Annotated in this window: 19 protein-coding genes; 13 read left to right on the top strand and 6 right to left on the bottom strand. The window is 71.5% G+C overall.

The features are described 5' to 3' along the window. Positions 1-151: 151 nt before the first annotated feature. Both LV75_RS19585 and LV75_RS19580 read left to right on the top strand, forming a co-directional pair. The gene (locus LV75_RS19585) at positions 152-322 is read left to right on the top strand and encodes a hypothetical protein (RefSeq protein WP_253888395.1); all 171 of its coding nucleotides are present in this window, start codon (positions 152-154) and stop codon (positions 320-322) included. Positions 323-412: 90 nt separating this feature from the next. Beyond that, positions 413-817, top strand: a complete 405-nt coding sequence (locus tag LV75_RS19580) for a DUF7144 family membrane protein (protein ID WP_253888394.1) — start codon at positions 413-415, stop codon at positions 815-817. Here the strand turns inward: LV75_RS19580 and LV75_RS19575 are convergent. The 3 genes from LV75_RS19575 to LV75_RS19565 form a co-directional block, all read right to left on the bottom strand. Next, complete coding sequence (locus LV75_RS19575; RefSeq protein WP_253888393.1) at positions 733-2,007, bottom strand: sensor histidine kinase; 1,275 nt, start codon at positions 2,005-2,007, stop codon at positions 733-735. The two genes, LV75_RS19580 and LV75_RS19575, sit on opposite strands and share 85 nt — an antisense overlap. After that, entirely contained in the window at positions 2,004-2,660 is a 657-nt protein-coding gene (locus LV75_RS19570; protein ID WP_253888392.1) for a response regulator transcription factor, read from the bottom strand. The genes LV75_RS19575 and LV75_RS19570 overlap by 4 nt, the downstream gene beginning before the upstream one ends. A 76-nt stretch (positions 2,661-2,736) precedes the next feature. Continuing rightward, positions 2,737-2,964: a hypothetical protein gene (locus tag LV75_RS19565; RefSeq protein ID WP_253888391.1), complete on the bottom strand. Its 228-nt coding sequence runs from the start codon at positions 2,962-2,964 to the stop codon at positions 2,737-2,739. A 164-nt stretch (positions 2,965-3,128) separates the two neighbouring features. Between LV75_RS19565 and LV75_RS19560 the strand changes: the two genes are divergently transcribed. The 5 genes from LV75_RS19560 (at position 3,129) to LV75_RS19540 (ending at position 7,221) form a co-directional block, all read left to right on the top strand. Further along, positions 3,129-3,353, top strand: a complete 225-nt coding sequence (locus LV75_RS19560; protein ID WP_253888390.1) for a hypothetical protein — start codon at positions 3,129-3,131, stop codon at positions 3,351-3,353. After that, the gene (locus LV75_RS19555; RefSeq protein ID WP_253888389.1) at positions 3,350-4,399 is read left to right on the top strand and encodes a peptidoglycan-binding protein; all 1,050 of its coding nucleotides are present in this window, start codon (positions 3,350-3,352) and stop codon (positions 4,397-4,399) included. The genes LV75_RS19560 and LV75_RS19555 overlap by 4 nt, the downstream gene beginning before the upstream one ends. After that, a complete protein-coding gene (locus LV75_RS19550) occupies positions 4,396-5,055 on the top strand; it encodes an ABC transporter ATP-binding protein (protein ID WP_253888388.1) in 660 nt (219 codons plus the stop codon). Before LV75_RS19555 ends, LV75_RS19550 begins: the two co-directional genes overlap by 4 nt. A 1-nt stretch (position 5,056) precedes the next feature. Continuing rightward, on the top strand, positions 5,057-6,247 hold the full coding sequence (locus tag LV75_RS19545) for an ABC transporter permease (RefSeq protein WP_372504197.1): 1,191 nt from the start codon (positions 5,057-5,059) through the stop codon (positions 6,245-6,247). A 170-nt stretch (positions 6,248-6,417) separates the two neighbouring features. Then, the gene (locus LV75_RS19540) at positions 6,418-7,221 is read left to right on the top strand and encodes an MHYT domain-containing protein (protein WP_253888386.1); all 804 of its coding nucleotides are present in this window, start codon (positions 6,418-6,420) and stop codon (positions 7,219-7,221) included. A 19-nt stretch (positions 7,222-7,240) separates the two neighbouring features. Here LV75_RS19540 and LV75_RS19535 read toward each other — a convergent pair whose 3' ends face one another. Together LV75_RS19535 and LV75_RS19530 are read right to left on the bottom strand one after the other, a co-directional pair. Then, positions 7,241-7,657 (bottom strand): hypothetical protein, encoded by a 417-nt coding sequence (locus tag LV75_RS19535; RefSeq protein ID WP_253888385.1) that lies wholly within the window; start codon positions 7,655-7,657, stop codon positions 7,241-7,243. Between the two features lie 12 nt (positions 7,658-7,669). Continuing rightward, complete coding sequence (locus LV75_RS19530; protein ID WP_253888384.1) at positions 7,670-8,242, bottom strand: helix-turn-helix domain-containing protein; 573 nt, start codon at positions 8,240-8,242, stop codon at positions 7,670-7,672. Between the two features lie 285 nt (positions 8,243-8,527). On the opposite strand from LV75_RS19530, the gene LV75_RS19525 reads away from it, so the two are divergent. The 5 genes from LV75_RS19525 (at position 8,528) to LV75_RS35560 (ending at position 13,841) form a co-directional block, all read left to right on the top strand. Then, positions 8,528-9,808 (top strand): extracellular solute-binding protein, encoded by a 1,281-nt coding sequence (locus LV75_RS19525; RefSeq protein WP_253888383.1) that lies wholly within the window; start codon positions 8,528-8,530, stop codon positions 9,806-9,808. After that, entirely contained in the window at positions 9,805-10,701 is an 897-nt protein-coding gene (locus LV75_RS19520) for a carbohydrate ABC transporter permease (RefSeq protein ID WP_253888382.1), read from the top strand. Before LV75_RS19525 ends, LV75_RS19520 begins: the two co-directional genes overlap by 4 nt. Before the next feature lie 89 nt (positions 10,702-10,790). Continuing rightward, entirely contained in the window at positions 10,791-11,639 is an 849-nt protein-coding gene (locus LV75_RS19515; RefSeq protein WP_253888532.1) for a carbohydrate ABC transporter permease, read from the top strand. Positions 11,640-11,817: 178 nt separating this feature from the next. Beyond that, positions 11,818-12,591, top strand: coding sequence for an iron-containing redox enzyme family protein (locus tag LV75_RS19510; protein WP_253888381.1), 774 nt, complete (start codon positions 11,818-11,820; stop codon positions 12,589-12,591). Positions 12,592-12,890: 299 nt separating this feature from the next. After that, a complete protein-coding gene (locus tag LV75_RS35560) occupies positions 12,891-13,841 on the top strand; it encodes a LysR family transcriptional regulator (protein WP_253888380.1) in 951 nt (316 codons plus the stop codon). Here the strand turns inward: LV75_RS35560 and LV75_RS19500 are convergent. Beyond that, on the bottom strand, positions 13,838-14,707 hold the full coding sequence (locus tag LV75_RS19500) for an EamA family transporter (protein ID WP_253888379.1): 870 nt from the start codon (positions 14,705-14,707) through the stop codon (positions 13,838-13,840). The genes LV75_RS35560 and LV75_RS19500 overlap by 4 nt on opposite strands. Before the next feature lie 177 nt (positions 14,708-14,884). On the opposite strand from LV75_RS19500, the gene LV75_RS19495 reads away from it, so the two are divergent. Continuing rightward, entirely contained in the window at positions 14,885-15,427 is a 543-nt protein-coding gene (locus tag LV75_RS19495) for a CGNR zinc finger domain-containing protein (RefSeq protein ID WP_253888378.1), read from the top strand. Positions 15,428-15,519: the final 92 nt, after the last annotated feature.

Below are 15,519 nucleotides of genomic sequence, written 5' to 3'. Positions count from 1 at the left end.
CGATGCCCGCGCCGCGGTCGAGCGCCACGCTTGCGGCGACCCAGACCGCGCACGGAGGGAGAACTCCCATGCAGGCCAACGATCCGCGACGGCCACGCGTCGAACGGGGTGGCGGGTGGGCCGCGGCCCACCCGCGGCCGGGGGTGGGCGCGTGAGCGGGGGTGGGCGGGCCAAGTCGCTGCTGTCGGTGCTGTTCGTGTTGGTGGTCCTGGCCGCGCACAAGCGCTCGGCCAACCCGGACGACCCTCCCGACCCGGTGGTGACGGCGGTGCTCGGCGTGTTCGAGGTGTGGCAGTGGGGTGGGCGCCTGCTGACCCGCTAGAAGGTCACCGGGGTTGGGCGATGCGGGCCCGGCCGGGGACCGCGCACCGTGGGGACCGTCATGCGGAACACGACTACTCGGAGGTTTCCGATGGGCGCACCGGCACACCAGACCGACCGGCGGACCGGTTGGGTCGGCTGGATCTTCTTCGCGGCGATCATGATGGTCCTGGCCGGGCTGTCGACCGTCATCTTCGGCTTGGTCGCCCTGTTCCAGGGCGACCACTACCTCGCGGTCCCCGGTGGGCTGCTGGTGTTCGACCTCACCGGCTGGGGGTGGGTGCACCTGGTCATCGGGGCGGTCGCGGCGTTCGCCGGGTTCGCCCTGCTCGGCGGGGCGACCTGGGCCAAGGTCACCGCGGTCGTGCTCGCCGGGGTCAACGCGCTGACCCAGATCGCGTTCCTGCCCGCCTACCCGGCGTGGTCGCTGGTGGCGATCACGTTGGACGTCCTGGTGATCTGGGCGGTCGTGGTCCACGGCCGGGAGCTGGACTGACCGGACCGACCGGACTGGGCGGACTGTGCGGACTGGGTGGGTGGTTCTACCTGGGCGGGTGGCAGGGTGACGGTCACCAGCAGGCCGCCACCGGGGCGGGGTTCGGCGCTGACGGTGCCGTCGTGGGCGCGGGTGATGGCGGCCACGATGGACAGGCCCAGCCCCGCCCCCGCGGTGGCCGCGGTGCGCTCGCCCGCGTGCCTGCGGAACGGCTCGAACAGGGCGGGGATGTCGTAGCGGGCGATGACCGGCCCGGTGTTGGCCACGGTCAGCACAGCGCGGCCCGCCGGGTCGGTACCGGTGCTCACCCGCAGCCACGGCGCCTCCCCCGCGTTGTGCCGGATCGCGTTGTCCACCAGGTTCTGCACCAGCCGCTCCAGCAGCACCGCGGTCCCCGCCGTGGCGGCCTCGGCGGTGTCGGTCGTGACGGCGACCGGCTCGGCCGGGGTGTGCGCCAGGACGTGCTCGACGATGTCGGCGAGGTCCACGTAGGACTTCTCCAGCGGGGCGCTGTCGGCGCGGGCGAGCAGCAGCAGGCCGTCGATGAGCCGCTCGTGCCTGGCGTTGATCTCCAGCAGGGTGTGGCCGAGGTGGCGCAGCTCGGCGGAGGCTGGCGAGCGGTGCACGGCGACCTCCAGCAGCGCCCGGTTGAGGGTGAGCGGGGTGCGCAGCTCGTGCGAGGCGTTGGCGATGAACCGGCGCTGGCTGTCGAAGGCGCGGTCGAGGTGGGCGAGCATGGCGTCGAAGGTGTCGGCGAGCTCGCGCACCTCGTCGCGCGGCCCGTCGAGGGCGATGCGCTCGTGCAGGCCGCGGTCGGCGGCCTGGGCGATGCGCCGCGCGGTGTCGGTGACCCGGTGCAGCGGCTGCAGGACCCGGCCGCCGACGAGCCAGCCGAACGCGGCCGCCGCGGCGCCGACCAGCAGCAGCGCGATCCCGCCCTGGGTGAGCAGCGCCTGCAGCGCCGAGTCGCGGGTGTCCATGGCGAGCTGGTGCAGCTGGCCGACGAAGAACCGGGACTCCCCCGGCCGCTCCAGCGCCTCTGACCCGGACAGCACGATCTTGTCCTCGGTCGGCAGCCGCTGGGCGACCAGGGCGAAGGTGACCGCGAGCAGCACCACGCCCGCGACGAAGAACAGCCCGCCGTAGACCAGGGTGAGCCGCGAGCGCAGGGTCAGCCGGGAAGTCCTCACGGGATGCGGTACCCCACGCCCGGTTCGGTGCGCACGACGGGCGGGTCGCCGAGTTTGCGGCGGAGCTTGAGCACGGTCATCCGCACCGCGTTGGTGAACGGGTCGGTGTGCTCGTCCCACGCCTTCTCCAGCAGCACCTCGGCCGAGACCGCGGCGCCGTCGGCGCGCAGCAACTCGGCGAGCACCGCGAACTCCTTGCGCGAGAGCGGCACGTAGCGGCCGTCGCGGTAGACCTCGCGCCGGTGCGGGTCGAGCCGGATCCCGGCGCGGCGCAGCACCGGCGGCGCGGCCGGGCGGGAACGGCGGCCCAGGGCGACCACCCGGGCGGCCAACTCGACGAAGGCGAACGGCTTGGGCAGGTAGTCGTCGGCGCCGAGGGCCAGGCCCGCGACCCGGTCGTCGACGTCCGCGGCGGCGGTGAGCATCAGGACCCGGGCCGTGCCCACGCCGTCGGCCACGCGGCGGCACACGTCGTCGCCGTGCACCACGGGCAGGTCGCGGTCGAGCACCACCACGTCGTAGTCGTGCACCCCGATCCGCTCCAGCGCCGCGGCGCCGTCGTGCACCACGTCGACCGCGTGCGCGTCCCCGCGCAGCCACTGGGCCACCGCGCCCGCCAGCAGCGGCTCGTCCTCCACCACCAGGATCCGCATCGGCCCATGGTGCCCGCCCACCCCGTTTCCTGGGCGTCAACGTTTGCGTCGACGGCCGGGAAACGGGCGGGCCGCTCTACTTCGACCCGCGTCGGGACGGGCCCGGCGCGGGAGGGAGCGCCATGCGGGTGGTCGTGGCCGCGGTGCTGGTGGTCGGGTCGTTGCTGGGTGGGGTGACCGGCTGCGGGTCGAGCGAGGACGGCGACGCGGGGGTGGCGTCGGTGGACGGGTCGCGGAGGTCGGCGGCGGGGACCGCGGACCCCCGCTCGGACGAGGAGCGGGTGCTGGAGTTCGCCCGGTGCATGCGCGAGCACGGGATCGACGTGCCCGACCCCGAGCCGGGTGGGCGGGGCGGGATCCAGATGCGGGTGCCGGAGGGGGGGCGGGAAGGAGGCGATCGACGCGGCGAACGCGGCGTGCCGCAAGCACCTGCCCAACGGCGGGGACCCGGGCAAGCCCAGCCCGGAGATGGTCGAGCAGTCCCGCGAGATGGCGCGGTGCATGCGGGAGAACGGCGTTCCCGACTTCCCCGACCCCGACGAGACCGGCGGTATCCGCATCGAGGCGGACAAGGACGGCGGGCTCAACCCGGAAAGCCCGGAGTTCAAGGCAGCCGAGCAGAAGTGCGACCGGTTCCTGCCCAAGCCCGCCGACGGCCAGCAGCCGCGGCGGGAGACGAGGAGCGAGGGGTGAGCAAAGGCAGGATCGCGGTCGGTGCGACGGTGGTGCTCGCCGTGGGTGGCGCTGTGGTGGCCGCGACGGGATTCGGGTTCGGTTCCCCGCGCGAGGAGCCCCCTAGGGCGTCACCGTCCGCCACCGCGAAGGTGACCCGGCAGACGTTGGTGGATACCCGCAAGGAGAAGGGGTCTCTTGGCTACGGCGACAAGACTGCCATCTCCGGGCGACTACAAGGGACGGTGACAGGGCTACCGGCGGTGGGCAGTGTTGTGCAACGTGGACATGCACTATGTCAGGTGGACAACACACCTGTGGTGCTGCTCTATGGGTCTCTTCCCGCGTACCGGGCGTTGTCAGTCGGCACAGAGGGGGCTGACGTCAAACAGTTCGAGGAGAACCTGGCGGCCTTGGGGTACAAGGGATTCACGGTCGATGACGAGTACTCCTCGGCGACCGCTACCGCCGTGAAGAAGTGGCAGGACGCTCTTGCGCTCGCCGAGACCGGAGTCGTTGAGCTAGGCCGGGTGCACTATGCGCCCGGGTCGATTCGAATGGATACCGCTAAGACGGCCGTGGGTGATGAACTGCGGCCGGGTGGAGAGCTATTGGAGTACACCGGCTCTGCGCGGGTGGTGACGGTAGACCTGGATCTAGCCGACCAGGCGATCGCCGTGAAGGGCACTGCGGTCACGGTAGGGCTACCAGGCGGGAAATCGCTGCAGGGAAAGGTGGCCGCTACCGCGACTGTCGTCGACGAGGGCAACGGTCCCGACGCGCAGCCATCGACAGAGCTGCGGGTCACGATCACCCCGGATGACGAGGCAGCGCTAACGGGCCTGGACCAGGCGTCGGTGGACGTCGGCTTTGTCGCGTCCCGCCGGGAGAACGTGCTGACCGTGCCGGTGGGCGCGCTCCTGGCGCTGGCCGAGGGCGGCTACGGCGTCGAGGTTGTCGACGGCGGGACGGGCCGGGTGGTGGCCGTGGAGACCGGGCTGTTCGCGGCGGGACGGGTCGAGGTGACCGGTGTGGGCGAGGGCCAGACGGTGGGGGTTCCCGCGTGAGCGCGGTGGTCGAACTGGACGAGGTCAGCAAGGTGTACCCCGGCGGGGTGACAGCGGTGCGAGGGGTGTCGCTGTCGGTGCGGCACGGGGAACTGGCGGCGATCGTGGGCCCGTCCGGGTCGGGCAAGTCGACCATGCTGCACCTGATCGGCACCCTCGACCGGCCGTCCTCGGGCGTCGTGCGGGTGGACGGGCACGACGTGGCCACCCTGGGCGACCGCAGGCTCTCGGCGCTGCGCGCGCGGCGGATCGGGTTCGTGTTCCAGCAGTTCCACCTGGCACCAGGCCTATCAGCCCTGGAGAACGTCGCCGACGGGCTGCACTACACGGGCACCCCGCGAAGGGAGCGGCTGCGGCGCGCCGAGGAGACGCTCGCGGAGGTGGGACTGGCCGACCGGGTCACCCACGTACCGCACGAACTCTCGGGCGGGGAACGACAACGGGTGGCGATCGCCCGAGCGGTGGTCGGCTCCCCGGCGCTGCTCCTCGCCGACGAACCCACAGGCAACCTGGACTCGGCGGCGGGAGCGGGAGTGATGGCGCTCTTAGGGACCTTGAACGCGGCAGGCGCAACGGTCCTGGTCATCACCCACGACCGGGAAGTCGCGGCGGCTCTACCGCGCCAGATCGCCTTGCGGGATGGGGAGGTGGTCTGAGGTGGGGCTCAACCCAGCTCGATTGCGGCCGCGGGATGTCTTGCGGGTGGGTAGCGCCGGATTGCGGACACGGCCACTGCGGGTGTTCCTGTCCGCGCTCGGGATCGCCATCGGGATCGCGGCCATGACCGCGGTTGTCGGCATCTCGGCGTCGAGCCGGGCGGAGGTGGACCGGCAGTTGGCCAAGCTCGGCACGAATCTGCTCACCGTCTCCCCCGGCAGCACGCTCATCGGTGGCACCGCCTCGCTGCCGCCGGAGTCGGTGGCGATGATCGGTCGGATCGGGCCGGTACGCCAGGTGGCTGCCATCGGCAAGGTCCCCGACGCGCACGCCTATAGGACCGACCGGATCCCGGAGGCGCAGACCGGCGGCATCTCGGTCCACGCGGCGCACTTGGACCTACCGGCCACTGTTGGCGCCAGGAACACCGCCGGGACGTGGCTCAACGCGGCGACCGAGAGGTACCCGGCGGCTGTGCTCGGTTCCGGTGCCGCGCGCAGGTTGGGGATCAACGCGGTCGGTGGGCAGGTCTACGTCGGGGGGATGTGGTTCACCGTCGTTGGTCTCCTCGACGTGGTCCCGTTGGCTCCTGAGGTGGATTCCGCCGTGCTCATCGGTTGGCCTGCCGCGCGGACCTACCTCAACTTCGATGGGAACCCGACAACCGTCTATACGCGGACAGCCGACTCGGCGGTAGAGGCGGTAAGAGCGGTCTTGGCCGCTACCGCGAACCCGGCGGCGCCAAGTGAGGTCCGGGTGTCCCGTCCGTCAGACGCACTGGCCGCGAGGCAGGCGACGTCGAAGGCGTTCACGGGGCTGTTGTTGGGGTTGGGCGCGGTGGCGTTGCTGGTCGGCGGGGTCGGGGTGGCGAACACGATGGTGATCTCGGTGCTCGAGCGGCGCGCGGAGATCGGGCTGCGCCGGGCGCTGGGTGCGACCAGGGGGCAGATCCGGGTCCAGTTCCTGGCCGAGTCACTGCTCTTGTCGGCGCTCGGCGGGGTCGGCGGCGTGCTCCTGGGTGTCGTGGCGACCACCCTCTACGCGTCCACCCAGTCCTGGGCGGCGCTGGTGCCGGTGTGGGCGAGCGGCGGCGGGCTGGCCGCGACACTGCTCATCGGGGTGGTGGCCGGGCTGTACCCGGCGATCCGCGCGGCCCGGCTCGCGCCGACCGAGGCGCTGGCCGCCCCCTGAGAAGTCACGCACAGTAGCCGAACCGGCGCTCGCCTCGCGGGAGAATCTTAATAACCCCTGGTCAACACAGTCCACAAGAGACAGTGAATATGAGTCATCTCTCACACTGGGGAATTGGTCCGGCGCGGGCGGGCGTGGTCTGCTGAGTCGCTGTCTCGACCGTCGAACGGATGACCATGGACCACGTGCACCACTTCTCGGCGGGAGCGGTGACCCCGGCGTTGTCGTACCTCATGTCCTGCCTGGGGTGCGCGCTCGGCCTGCTCAGCATGCAGCGCGCCCGCGCGCACAGCGGCTGGTCGCGGCGCGGCTGGCTGGCGCTGGGCGCGGTCTCCATCGGCGGCACCGGCATCTGGGTCATGCACTTCGTCGCGATGACCGGGTTCGCCGTCGACGGCACCGAGATCCGCTACGACCTGCCGCGCACCGTGGTCAGCCTGCTGGTCGCGGTCGGCATCGTCGCCGTCGGGCTGACCGCGGTGGTGCACGGCAAGGTGAGCTGGGGCAGGCTCGTCGGCGCGGGCGCGATCACCGGGATCGGCGTGGCGTCCATGCACTACCTGGGCATCTCGGCGATGCGCATGGGCGCGACGGTCGACTACAACGTGGCCGTGGTCGTGCTGTCGGTGGTGATCGCCGTGGTCGCCGCGACCGCCGCGCTGTGGGCGACGCTCAACGTGCGGGGCATCGCCGCGACCGCGGCCGCCGCGCTGATCATGGGCATCGCGGTCAACGGCATGCACTACACCGGCATGGCGGCCATGATCGTCAACACCCTGTCCGAGCGGCCGGGGGCCATCACCGGGGTCGACGCCGCCGCGTTCTTCGGGCCGCTGGCGATGGTCCTCGGCGTGCTCACCGCGCTGTCTCTGCTCGCGGTCGGCATCGGCTCCACGGAGAAGGAGATCGCCGAGGACCTCTGGGCCGAGCAGCAGCTGCGCCAACTGCTCGGCGAGCGCGCCGACAAGGACTAGGCGCTAGTCACCAGAGGTACTAGAGGTACTTCGCGGCGAGATCGGCGAAGTACGCCTCGGCCAACGCCAGGAACTCCCGCTCGCGGACCTCGACCCGGTCACCGGCGGCGTAGCCGAGCACCGACCGCGCCGGGTCCCAGCTGATCCCCTTGTCCACCCGCAGCAGCCCGTCGGCCAGCAGCGCGGCGCTGAGCAGCCGGACCTCGTTGAGCGGGTTGCCGTCCTTGCCCTCCTTGCCGCGCAACCGGTGCACGAACGAGGTCTCCAGCACCAGCACGAGGTTGTTGAAGAAGACCGGTTCGAACGCGGCGACCGCGGCGGTGAACTCGGCGCCAGCGCCGCTGCCCACCATCGCCCGGTACACCCCGACGTGCTCGGCGACGCGGTCGCGGCAGGCCTCGAGGTAGTCCTCGCTGTAGGTGCTCACCGCGAGCATGCGCGGCCTCCTTCACGGTCGGGTCGGGACGTGCGCGCGCTCGCCCTGCGGGCCGAACAGGCCCAACGCCTCGGTGGCGGTCGGGCCGGGGTTGCCGAACCAGTGCGGCACGCGGGTGTCGAACTCGGCGACCTCACCGGCGGTGAGGACCACGTCCCGCGCGCCGATGACCAGCCGCAGGTGGCCGGTCACCACGTAGAGCCAGTCGTACCCCTCGTGCGCGATCGGGTCGGGCCCGGTCGAGGTACCCGCGGCGAAGGACAGTTTGTAGGCCTGGATCCCGGCGGGGCTCCTGGTCAACGGCAGGTAGCTGACACCGCGCAGGCGGCGGGCGCTGGCGCGCACCCTCGGGTCACCGGTCGGCGCGCTGCCGAGCAACTCCTCCAGCGGCACCCGGTGGGCGAGGGCCAGCCGCAGCACCAGTTCCAAGGTCGGCCGTCGCCGCCCGGATTCCAGGCGGGACAACGTGCTCGCCGAGATGCCGGTGCTGGCCGAGAGTTGGGCGATGGTGGCCTTGGCGTGCAGCCGCAGCGCGCGCAGGCGGGGGCCAACGGCGTCGAGCAGCGAGTCGATGGCGTCGGTCACCGCTCCATTTGCCCCGGGGGCAACAGCGGTTGTCAAGGGGGTGCCCGGGAACAGAGCGCGGCGGATTGTCCGCACGCCGGACCGAGGGGTGGCCGTCGGGGTCGCCGACCGGGCCGCTGTCCATGGTGCCACGGACGGGGCTGGCGTGGTCGACGGGAAACCAGGACCCGGCGCAGTTGGTCCAGACCTTGCCATGCCCCGGCCCCGCCCATACGATCGCCGACACGTTGCTCTCCATGAAACGAGAATTGCGTCCAGCGCAACTCTCGGGGACGGGGTTGAGAGATGCGCAAGTGGTTGGCCTGCTTAGCGGCACTGGTGGTGACGGCCGGGTGCGCCCCGGTCCAGTCCGGTCCGCAGCAGTCGGGTTCCGATGAGACGACCGGGCAGTTGCGGGTGTGGCTGTTCGACGAGGTGAACCGGACCGCCAAGGAGAAGGTGATCCAGGAGGCCGTCGCCGAGTTCCAGGGCAAGCACGCCGGGGTCACCGTGGACGTGCAGTACATCCAGGTGTCCTCGCGCGCGGAGCGGTTCAAAGCCGCGTTCAGCGATCCCGCGAGCGCGCCCGACGTCGCCGAGTTCGGCAACACCGACCTGGCGGGCTACGTCGCCGCGGGCGGGTTCGCCGACCTCACCGCCGATGTCGCGGGCTGGGCCGAGGGCAAGGACCTGCTGCCCGCGGTGCTCGACACCGCCAAGGTCGGCGGGAAGGTGCACGGGGTGCCCTGGTACGTCGGGGTCCGCGCGCTGTACTACCGCACCGACGTGTTCGCCGAGCTCGGCCTGCAGCCACCGTCCACTTTGGACGAGATCGCGCCGCTGGCCAGGCGGGTCCGGGCGGCCAAGCCGGAGCTGATCGGCATCTCCGTCGGCGGCAAGTACGTCTACGGCGCGCTGCCGTTCGTGTGGGCCAACGGCGGCGACGTCGCCACCCGCGAGGGCGACAAGTACACCTCGGCCATCGATTCGCCGCAGGCCAAGGCCGGGATCGCGCAGTACACCGAGCTGCTGCGCGACGACATCTGCCCACCGGCGCAGTGCGCGGGCAACGGCGGCGACGCCAGCGTGGAGAACTTCCGCGGCGGCAAGGCGGCGATGACCATCGGCGGCGACTTCAACCGCAAGTCGGTCGACGCCAGCGCCGCGGCGGGCAAGTACGGCGTGGTCCCGTTGCCCGGCAAGCAACCCGGCTCGGTCGCGCCCGCCTTCTCCGGCGGCAACCTGCTCGGCGTGCTGTCGGGCACCAAGCGCCGCACGCTGGCCACCCAGTTCACCCAGCTGCTGGCGGGCAAGCAGTACCAGCGCAAGATGTACGACGCGATGGGCAACCTGCCCACCTTCGCCGACGTGCAGCGCGCGGTCGCCGATGCCGACCCCTTCCTCAAGCCGTTCACCACCACGCTGGAGGCGGGGACGCGGTTCGTCCCGGTGACCCCGAGCTGGGCCAAGATCGACGCGCAGGCCGTGCTGCCGACCATGCTCCAGGAGATCTCCGGCGGCGGCAAGGACGTCGACGCGGCGACCAAGACCGCCGCCGCGGCGATGAACGCGGCGTTCTCGTCGTGACCGCCGGGCCCGCCACCCGCGGGCAGGGCCGGGCGGCGCTGGCCTACCTGGCACCCGCGCTGCTCGTGCTCGTCGCCCTGCTCGGCTACCCGGTGTACCAGCTCGTGGTCATCTCGCTGTTCGACTACGGGCAGGAGCAGGTCAGCGGCGGCGCGCCGCTGACCTTCCTGGGCCTGGCCAACTACGGCACCCTGCTGGGCAGCGCCAAGTTCTGGTCGGTGCTGGGGCACACGGTCGGGTTCGCCGCGGTGTGCGTGGTCGGCTCGCTGGTGCTCGGCGCCGCGCTCGCGGTGCTGGCCACCCGGGTGCGGCCGTGGGCGCGCGGCTGCCTGTTCCTGGCCGCGCTGGGTGCCTGGGCGACCCCCGCGGTGGCGGGCTCGACGATCTGGCTGTTCCTGTTCGACGCGAACTTCGGGTTGGTCAACAGCCTGCTCGGCCTGGACGGGTTCTCCTGGACCTACGGCAAGTGGACCGCGTTCGGGTTGGTCGCCGCCGAGGTCGTCTGGTGCTCGTTCCCGTTCGTGATGATCACCCTGTTCGCCGGGATCCGGGCCATCCCGCCGGAGGTGCTCGAGGCGGCCGCGCTCGACGGGGCGTCGGGCTGGCGCACGGCGACCTCGGTCGTGCTGCCGCTGCTGCGGCCGCTGCTGATCGTGGTCACCATCCAGTCGATCATCTGGGACTTCAAGGTGTTCACCCAGGTCTACGTGATGACCGGGGGCGGCGGCATCGCCGGGCGCAACCTGGTGCTCAACGTCTACGCCTACCAGGAGGCGTTCGCGGCCTCGGAGTACGGCCTCGGCTCGGCGATCGGGGTCGTGATGACGCTGATCCTGTTGGCCGTCACCGGGTTCTACCTGCGCGCGCTGCGCCGGTCCGGGGAGGTGCTGTGACGGTTCGGGCAGCTGCGACCAGGGCGGTGCCGTCGGGGCGGGCCGGGTTGGGGTCCAAGGCGAGATCGGGCAGGGCCAGGCCGGGCCGGGTGGGGAACCGCCGGGTCGGGCGCGGGGTCGCCGAACTGGTGACCGTGGTGGTCGCGGGCGTGGTGGCGTTCCCGCTGTTCTGGATGGTGCTGACCGCGATCAAGCCGCAGGACGAGGTGATCTCGGCCGATCCGGTGCCGTGGACGCTGCGGCCGAGCCTGGACAGCTTCGTGCGGGCGCTGACCGTGCAGAACCTGGGCCGCTATTTCCTCAACAGCGTCGTCGTGGCGCTGGCGGTGGTGGCCTTGAGCATGCTGGTGGCATTCCTGGCGGCCGCCGCGCTGACCCGGCTGCGGTTTCGCGGGCGCACGACCATGCTGATCATGCTGTTGGTCGTGCAAATGGTTCCGGTGGAAGCGCTGACCGTTCCGCTGTTCTTCCTGATGCGCTCGGTCGGCGAATCCGTCCCGGCGTTCGGGTTGAACCACCTCGGATCACTGGTTCTAGTACACCTGGCGTTCAGCTTGCCGTTCGCGATCTGGATGCTGCGCGGTTTCGTGGCCGCGGTGCCGGTCGAGTTGGAGGAGGCCGCCGCGATCGACGGCGCGAGCCGCTCGACCTTCCTCTGGCGGATCCTGTTCCCGCTGGTGGCACCCGGTCTGGTCGCCACCAGCGTGCTGTCGTTCATCCACGCCTGGAACGACTTCCTGTTCGCCAAGACGTTCATCATCTCCGCGGCGCAGAACCAGACGCTGCCGCTGGCGCTGCAGGTGTTCGTCAAACCGGACCAAAACGACTGGGGCGCCATCATGGCCGGGTCCACGCTGATGACGATCCCGGTGCTCATATTCTTCGTTTTGGTGCAGCGCAGGCTGGTCTCCGGCCTCGCCGGGTCGGTCAAGGGGTGAGCGCGCAACGGCCGCGGCACAGTCGGCGGGGCGGGCATCGGCTTGACCGGGGCCGATAGCGGAATGGAATAACGGTCATCAGCCAATGCGACTGGACCTCGGCCGCGCACCGTCGTTACGGTCGCCGGGCACGGGCGCCGTTCGGGCGCCGCCCACAGCGAAGGGGATCGAAGCTCCGATGACGCTGGTCCAACACCACGCCACGACCGACCGCGCCGCGCGCGTCGCCGCCGTCGTCGCCGACATCGACACCACGCCCGCCATCGACAACGACTTCTACCGGCTGTGGATGGGTGGTCCACTCCCCTACCCCGCGGTGCGGGTGTTCGCCAGGGAATACCTGTCGCGCACCAGGTTCACCGCGGTCATGGTGGCGCTCTCGGTGCTCAACACGACCGATCTGGCCGCCAGGGTGGAGTGCGTGAAGAACCTGTACTCCGAGTACGGCAACGGCAACGCCGAGAAGGCGCACCTGGTGCTGCTGGAGAACTTCCTGTGCGACCTGCTCTCGCGGCTGGCGGGCCACGAGGTCAGCACCGCGGAACTGTCGCTGGAGGAGCCGCTGCCGAGCACGGCGGCGTTCAGCGCCGGGCAGCGCGAGCTGTTCTCCTCGACCGACCAGCGGGTCGTGCAGGGCGCGCTGCTGGCCCAGGAGCACCTGGCGTTCGCCATGCTGACCCGGCTCTACGAAGGGGTGCGCAACTACAAACCGCTGTGGCCGCGCGAGGACGACTTCCACGAGGCGTGCGAGTACTTCTACGTCCACATCGGCGAGGCGGAGAAGGAACACAAGCGGGAGGCGATCACCTCCGCCGCCGCGGTGTGCCGCACCGAGGGCGACTTCGCGGTGCTGGTGTCGGGCTACGACACGTTCCTGACGCTGACCGCCGAGTACTGGCGCGGTGTGCACCGGGCCGTCACGGCGGCCGACGACGATTCCCAGGTGATGTAAAGCACTATTTCCACGGATAACTGGGAACAGGGCAGAAAATAAGTCAGTATTTACCGCTGTTCGGCGGAAAACTCCTGGTCACCCCGTCGCGAGAGTGCGGTGCTGTGGCCAAACAATCCGACCATCAACGGAGGCGATCACCCGATCGGCGGTAGCCGTGCGCACTTCCGCGTCGATATTTTGACCTCGACTCGCCCTTTTCTGTGGCGACAACGAGCGAACGACGGATTTGCGCGGACACGCCGACTGGGGATTTCCATGCCCATTGAGGTGAACACCGCCGAGGCGGTGCGGCAGTGGTGAGCGATAGATTCCCCGGTACCGAGAAGGTGCGGTCCTTCCTGGTGCTGGCCGACGAGCTGCACTTCGGCCGCGCCGCGCGGTACCTGCACCTGAGCCAGCCCGCGCTGAGCCAGCAGATCGCGGCGTTCGAGCGGGAGATCGGGCTGCGGTTGTTCCACCGCAGCACCCGCTCGGTCCGGCTCACCGAGGCCGGTCGCGACCTGCTCGCCGTGGCCACGTCGGCGATCTCGGTGCTCGACACCGGGCTCGCCGACGTGCGCAGGCGGGCCGGGGCGGGCAGGCGGGCGGTGCGCATCGGGCACGTCGGCTGGGGCACCGGGCAGGTGATCGCCCGCGCCGCGCGGCTGGTGGCGCACGAGCCGATGCAGCTGGTGCCGACCTACACCAACTTCGGCAACCAGCTCAACCAGTTGCGCCACGGCCAGGTGGACACGGCGCTGCTGTGGCGGCCGTACCTGCCCAAGTTCCCCGACGACGTCGAAGAGGCCACCGCCGCGGTCGTGCCGACTTGCCTGGTGATGCCGTGGGACCACCCGCTGGCGTCGCGGTCCTCGGTCGCGGTGGCCGAGGTCGGCGCGGAGCGGCTGATCCGGGTCGGCAGCGCCGAGGGCTTCCCGGTGGCGGGCATGCGGTTCGTCGAGCACACCGCCGAGTACGCGGTGGACACCCTCGCCGCGGTCTCCGCGGGCGTCGGCCTCGCGCTGTGCCCGCGGCTGGCCGAGTGGGACGCGGTGAACCGGGACCTGCGGTTCGTGCCGATCGAGGGGATGGACTCGGAGCTGGTGGTGGTCTGGCGCCCGGGCGCGGACAGCTCGGCGGTCTGCGTCGCGGTGCGCGGCCTGTGCCAGGCGGGCCGCGAGACCGCGGCGCTGATGTCGGGTTCCCCGGCGGGCGCGCACCCGTCCGGCGCGATCACGCTGCCCGCGCCCTCGGCGCCCGCCGACTAACCGCCGTCCTGGGCGCTCTCCTGGGTGCCGTCCTCGCGAACCGTGGTGAGCACGCTCGCGGTGCCCGCCAACACGACCGCCCCCACCCCGCACCACTGCGGCGCGGACAACGTCTGACCGAGCAGCAACAGCCCGGCCAGTGCGCTGACCGCGGGCGATAGCGCCAACAGCACGCTGAACGACGCGGTCCGCAACCTGCGCAGCGACGCCATGTCGCACAGGTACGGCACCGCCGAGGACAGCACCGCCACCGCCGCGGCCAAGCCGAGCACACCCACGTCCCCGAAGCCGGGCAATGCCTCCAGCGCGAACGGCGCCGCCACCACGGTCCCCACCGCCAGGGCCACGAACAGCCCGGACGCGCCGTCGACCGCGCCGCCCACGGCGCGGGTGAGCAGGATGTACCCGGCGCGGCACGCCGCGGCGAGCAGCCCGAGCGCCAACCCGAGCCCGCTCACCTCGCCGACCCCGGCGATCAGCACCACGCCCGCGGCCGCCACCAGCGCCCAGAACACGTCCGAGGCGTGCCCGGCGGCGACCACCGCGACCAGGAACGGCCCGAGGAACTCGATCGTCGTGGCCAGCCCCAGTCCCAAGTGGACAACCGCGGCGAAGTAGGCGGTGTTCATCACCGCGATCACCACCCCCAGCGCGCAGGCCAGCAGCAGCGAGCGCCGGTCGGGCAACCGCGGCCGCGGCCGCAGCAGCACCCCCACCACCGCGCACGCCAGCGCGACCCTGGCGAACGCCGCGCCCACGATGCCCACGTGCGCCATCAGCCCGACCGCGACCGCGGCGCCGACCTGCAGGCTGAGCATCTGCACGGCGACGAGCACGAGCGGGTTGGTCGCCCTGGTGGAGCTCATCGGCGACCGCCGGGCACCGCCCGGGCGGACCGGTAGGGGGGTATCGGCGGATCGGACGCGGCGACCGTGGGCCGCCCGGTCCCACCTCGCGGGGCAGGCGGCGTAACCGATAAGGCCGGACGGTCGTTCTCAGGTTGGTCATTGCCAAACATGCCGGGAGTGTGGAGTAATGGCATTATGCGCTTCAACACTTATGGCGGAGCGGCCGCGGCGATGGCCGCGGACCTGGTGAACCTGGGCCGGGGCGGCACCTTCGACCGCGACCAGGTCGCCGCCGTCATCACCCGCCACGCCCCCACGCTCCCCGAACCGTCCGGGCCGGAAGCCGCGCGGATCATGCAGTGGACCCAGCAGCTGGACGCCGCCTTCGGCGAGATGTCCCAGCAGCGCCGGGTCGACGTGATCAACGCGCTGCTGCAGCAGGCCGCGAGCCGACCGATGATCTCCACCCACGACAACCAGCCACCGCACCTGCACTACCACGGCGAGGGCGAGGGCGTGGTCAACCGGGTCCGCGCGGTCACCGCGACCGGGTTGGCCTACGTGCTCTGCGACGAGGGCGGCCACCGCCTCGGCCGCTGCGCCGACGACCGGTGCGCGGTGGTGTTCATCGACATCTCCAAGGGCGGCAACCGCCAGTTCTGCACGACCCGGTGCGCCAACCGGGTCAACGCGGTGCGCCACCGGGCCAGGCAGCGGGCGATGGCGATGGCGGGCTGAGCCGCGCGCCCGGCGGCAGCCCCATCCGCGCCCGGCCGTACACTTCGGACAGTCAGCACGAGTTGTCTGTACCAAGCAAGGTCGGGAGAGGG

It is taken from the genome of Actinokineospora diospyrosa (genome assembly GCF_024171925.1).
In the GTDB taxonomy this organism is placed as follows: Bacteria; Actinomycetota; Actinomycetes; order Mycobacteriales; family Pseudonocardiaceae; genus Actinokineospora; species Actinokineospora diospyrosa.
This window is presented reverse-complemented; position numbering and strand designations above follow the sequence as displayed.

Bases quoted from the DNA above. Each gene is read 5' to 3' on its own strand.
- LV75_RS19525 (WP_253888383.1), top strand. From the start codon at position 8,528: ATGCGCAAGTGGTTGGCCTGCTTAGCGGCACTGGTGGTGACGGCCGGG.
- LV75_RS19500 (WP_253888379.1), bottom strand. From the start codon at position 14,707: ATGAGCTCCACCAGGGCGACCAACCCGCTCGTGCTCGTCGCCGTGCAG.
- LV75_RS19560 (WP_253888390.1), top strand. From the start codon at position 3,129: ATGGTCGAGCAGTCCCGCGAGATGGCGCGGTGCATGCGGGAGAACGGC.
- LV75_RS19510 (WP_253888381.1), top strand. From the start codon at position 11,818: ATGACGCTGGTCCAACACCACGCCACGACCGACCGCGCCGCGCGCGTC.
- LV75_RS19540 (WP_253888386.1), top strand. From the start codon at position 6,418: ATGACCATGGACCACGTGCACCACTTCTCGGCGGGAGCGGTGACCCCG.
- LV75_RS19570 (WP_253888392.1), bottom strand. From the start codon at position 2,660: ATGCGGATCCTGGTGGTGGAGGACGAGCCGCTGCTGGCGGGCGCGGTG.
- LV75_RS19565 (WP_253888391.1), bottom strand. From the start codon at position 2,964: ATGCACCGGGCGAACTCCAGCACCCGCTCCTCGTCCGAGCGGGGGTCC.
- LV75_RS19495 (WP_253888378.1), top strand. From the start codon at position 14,885: ATGCGCTTCAACACTTATGGCGGAGCGGCCGCGGCGATGGCCGCGGAC.
- LV75_RS19535 (WP_253888385.1), bottom strand. From the start codon at position 7,657: ATGCTCGCGGTGAGCACCTACAGCGAGGACTACCTCGAGGCCTGCCGC.
- LV75_RS19580 (WP_253888394.1), top strand. From the start codon at position 413: ATGGGCGCACCGGCACACCAGACCGACCGGCGGACCGGTTGGGTCGGC.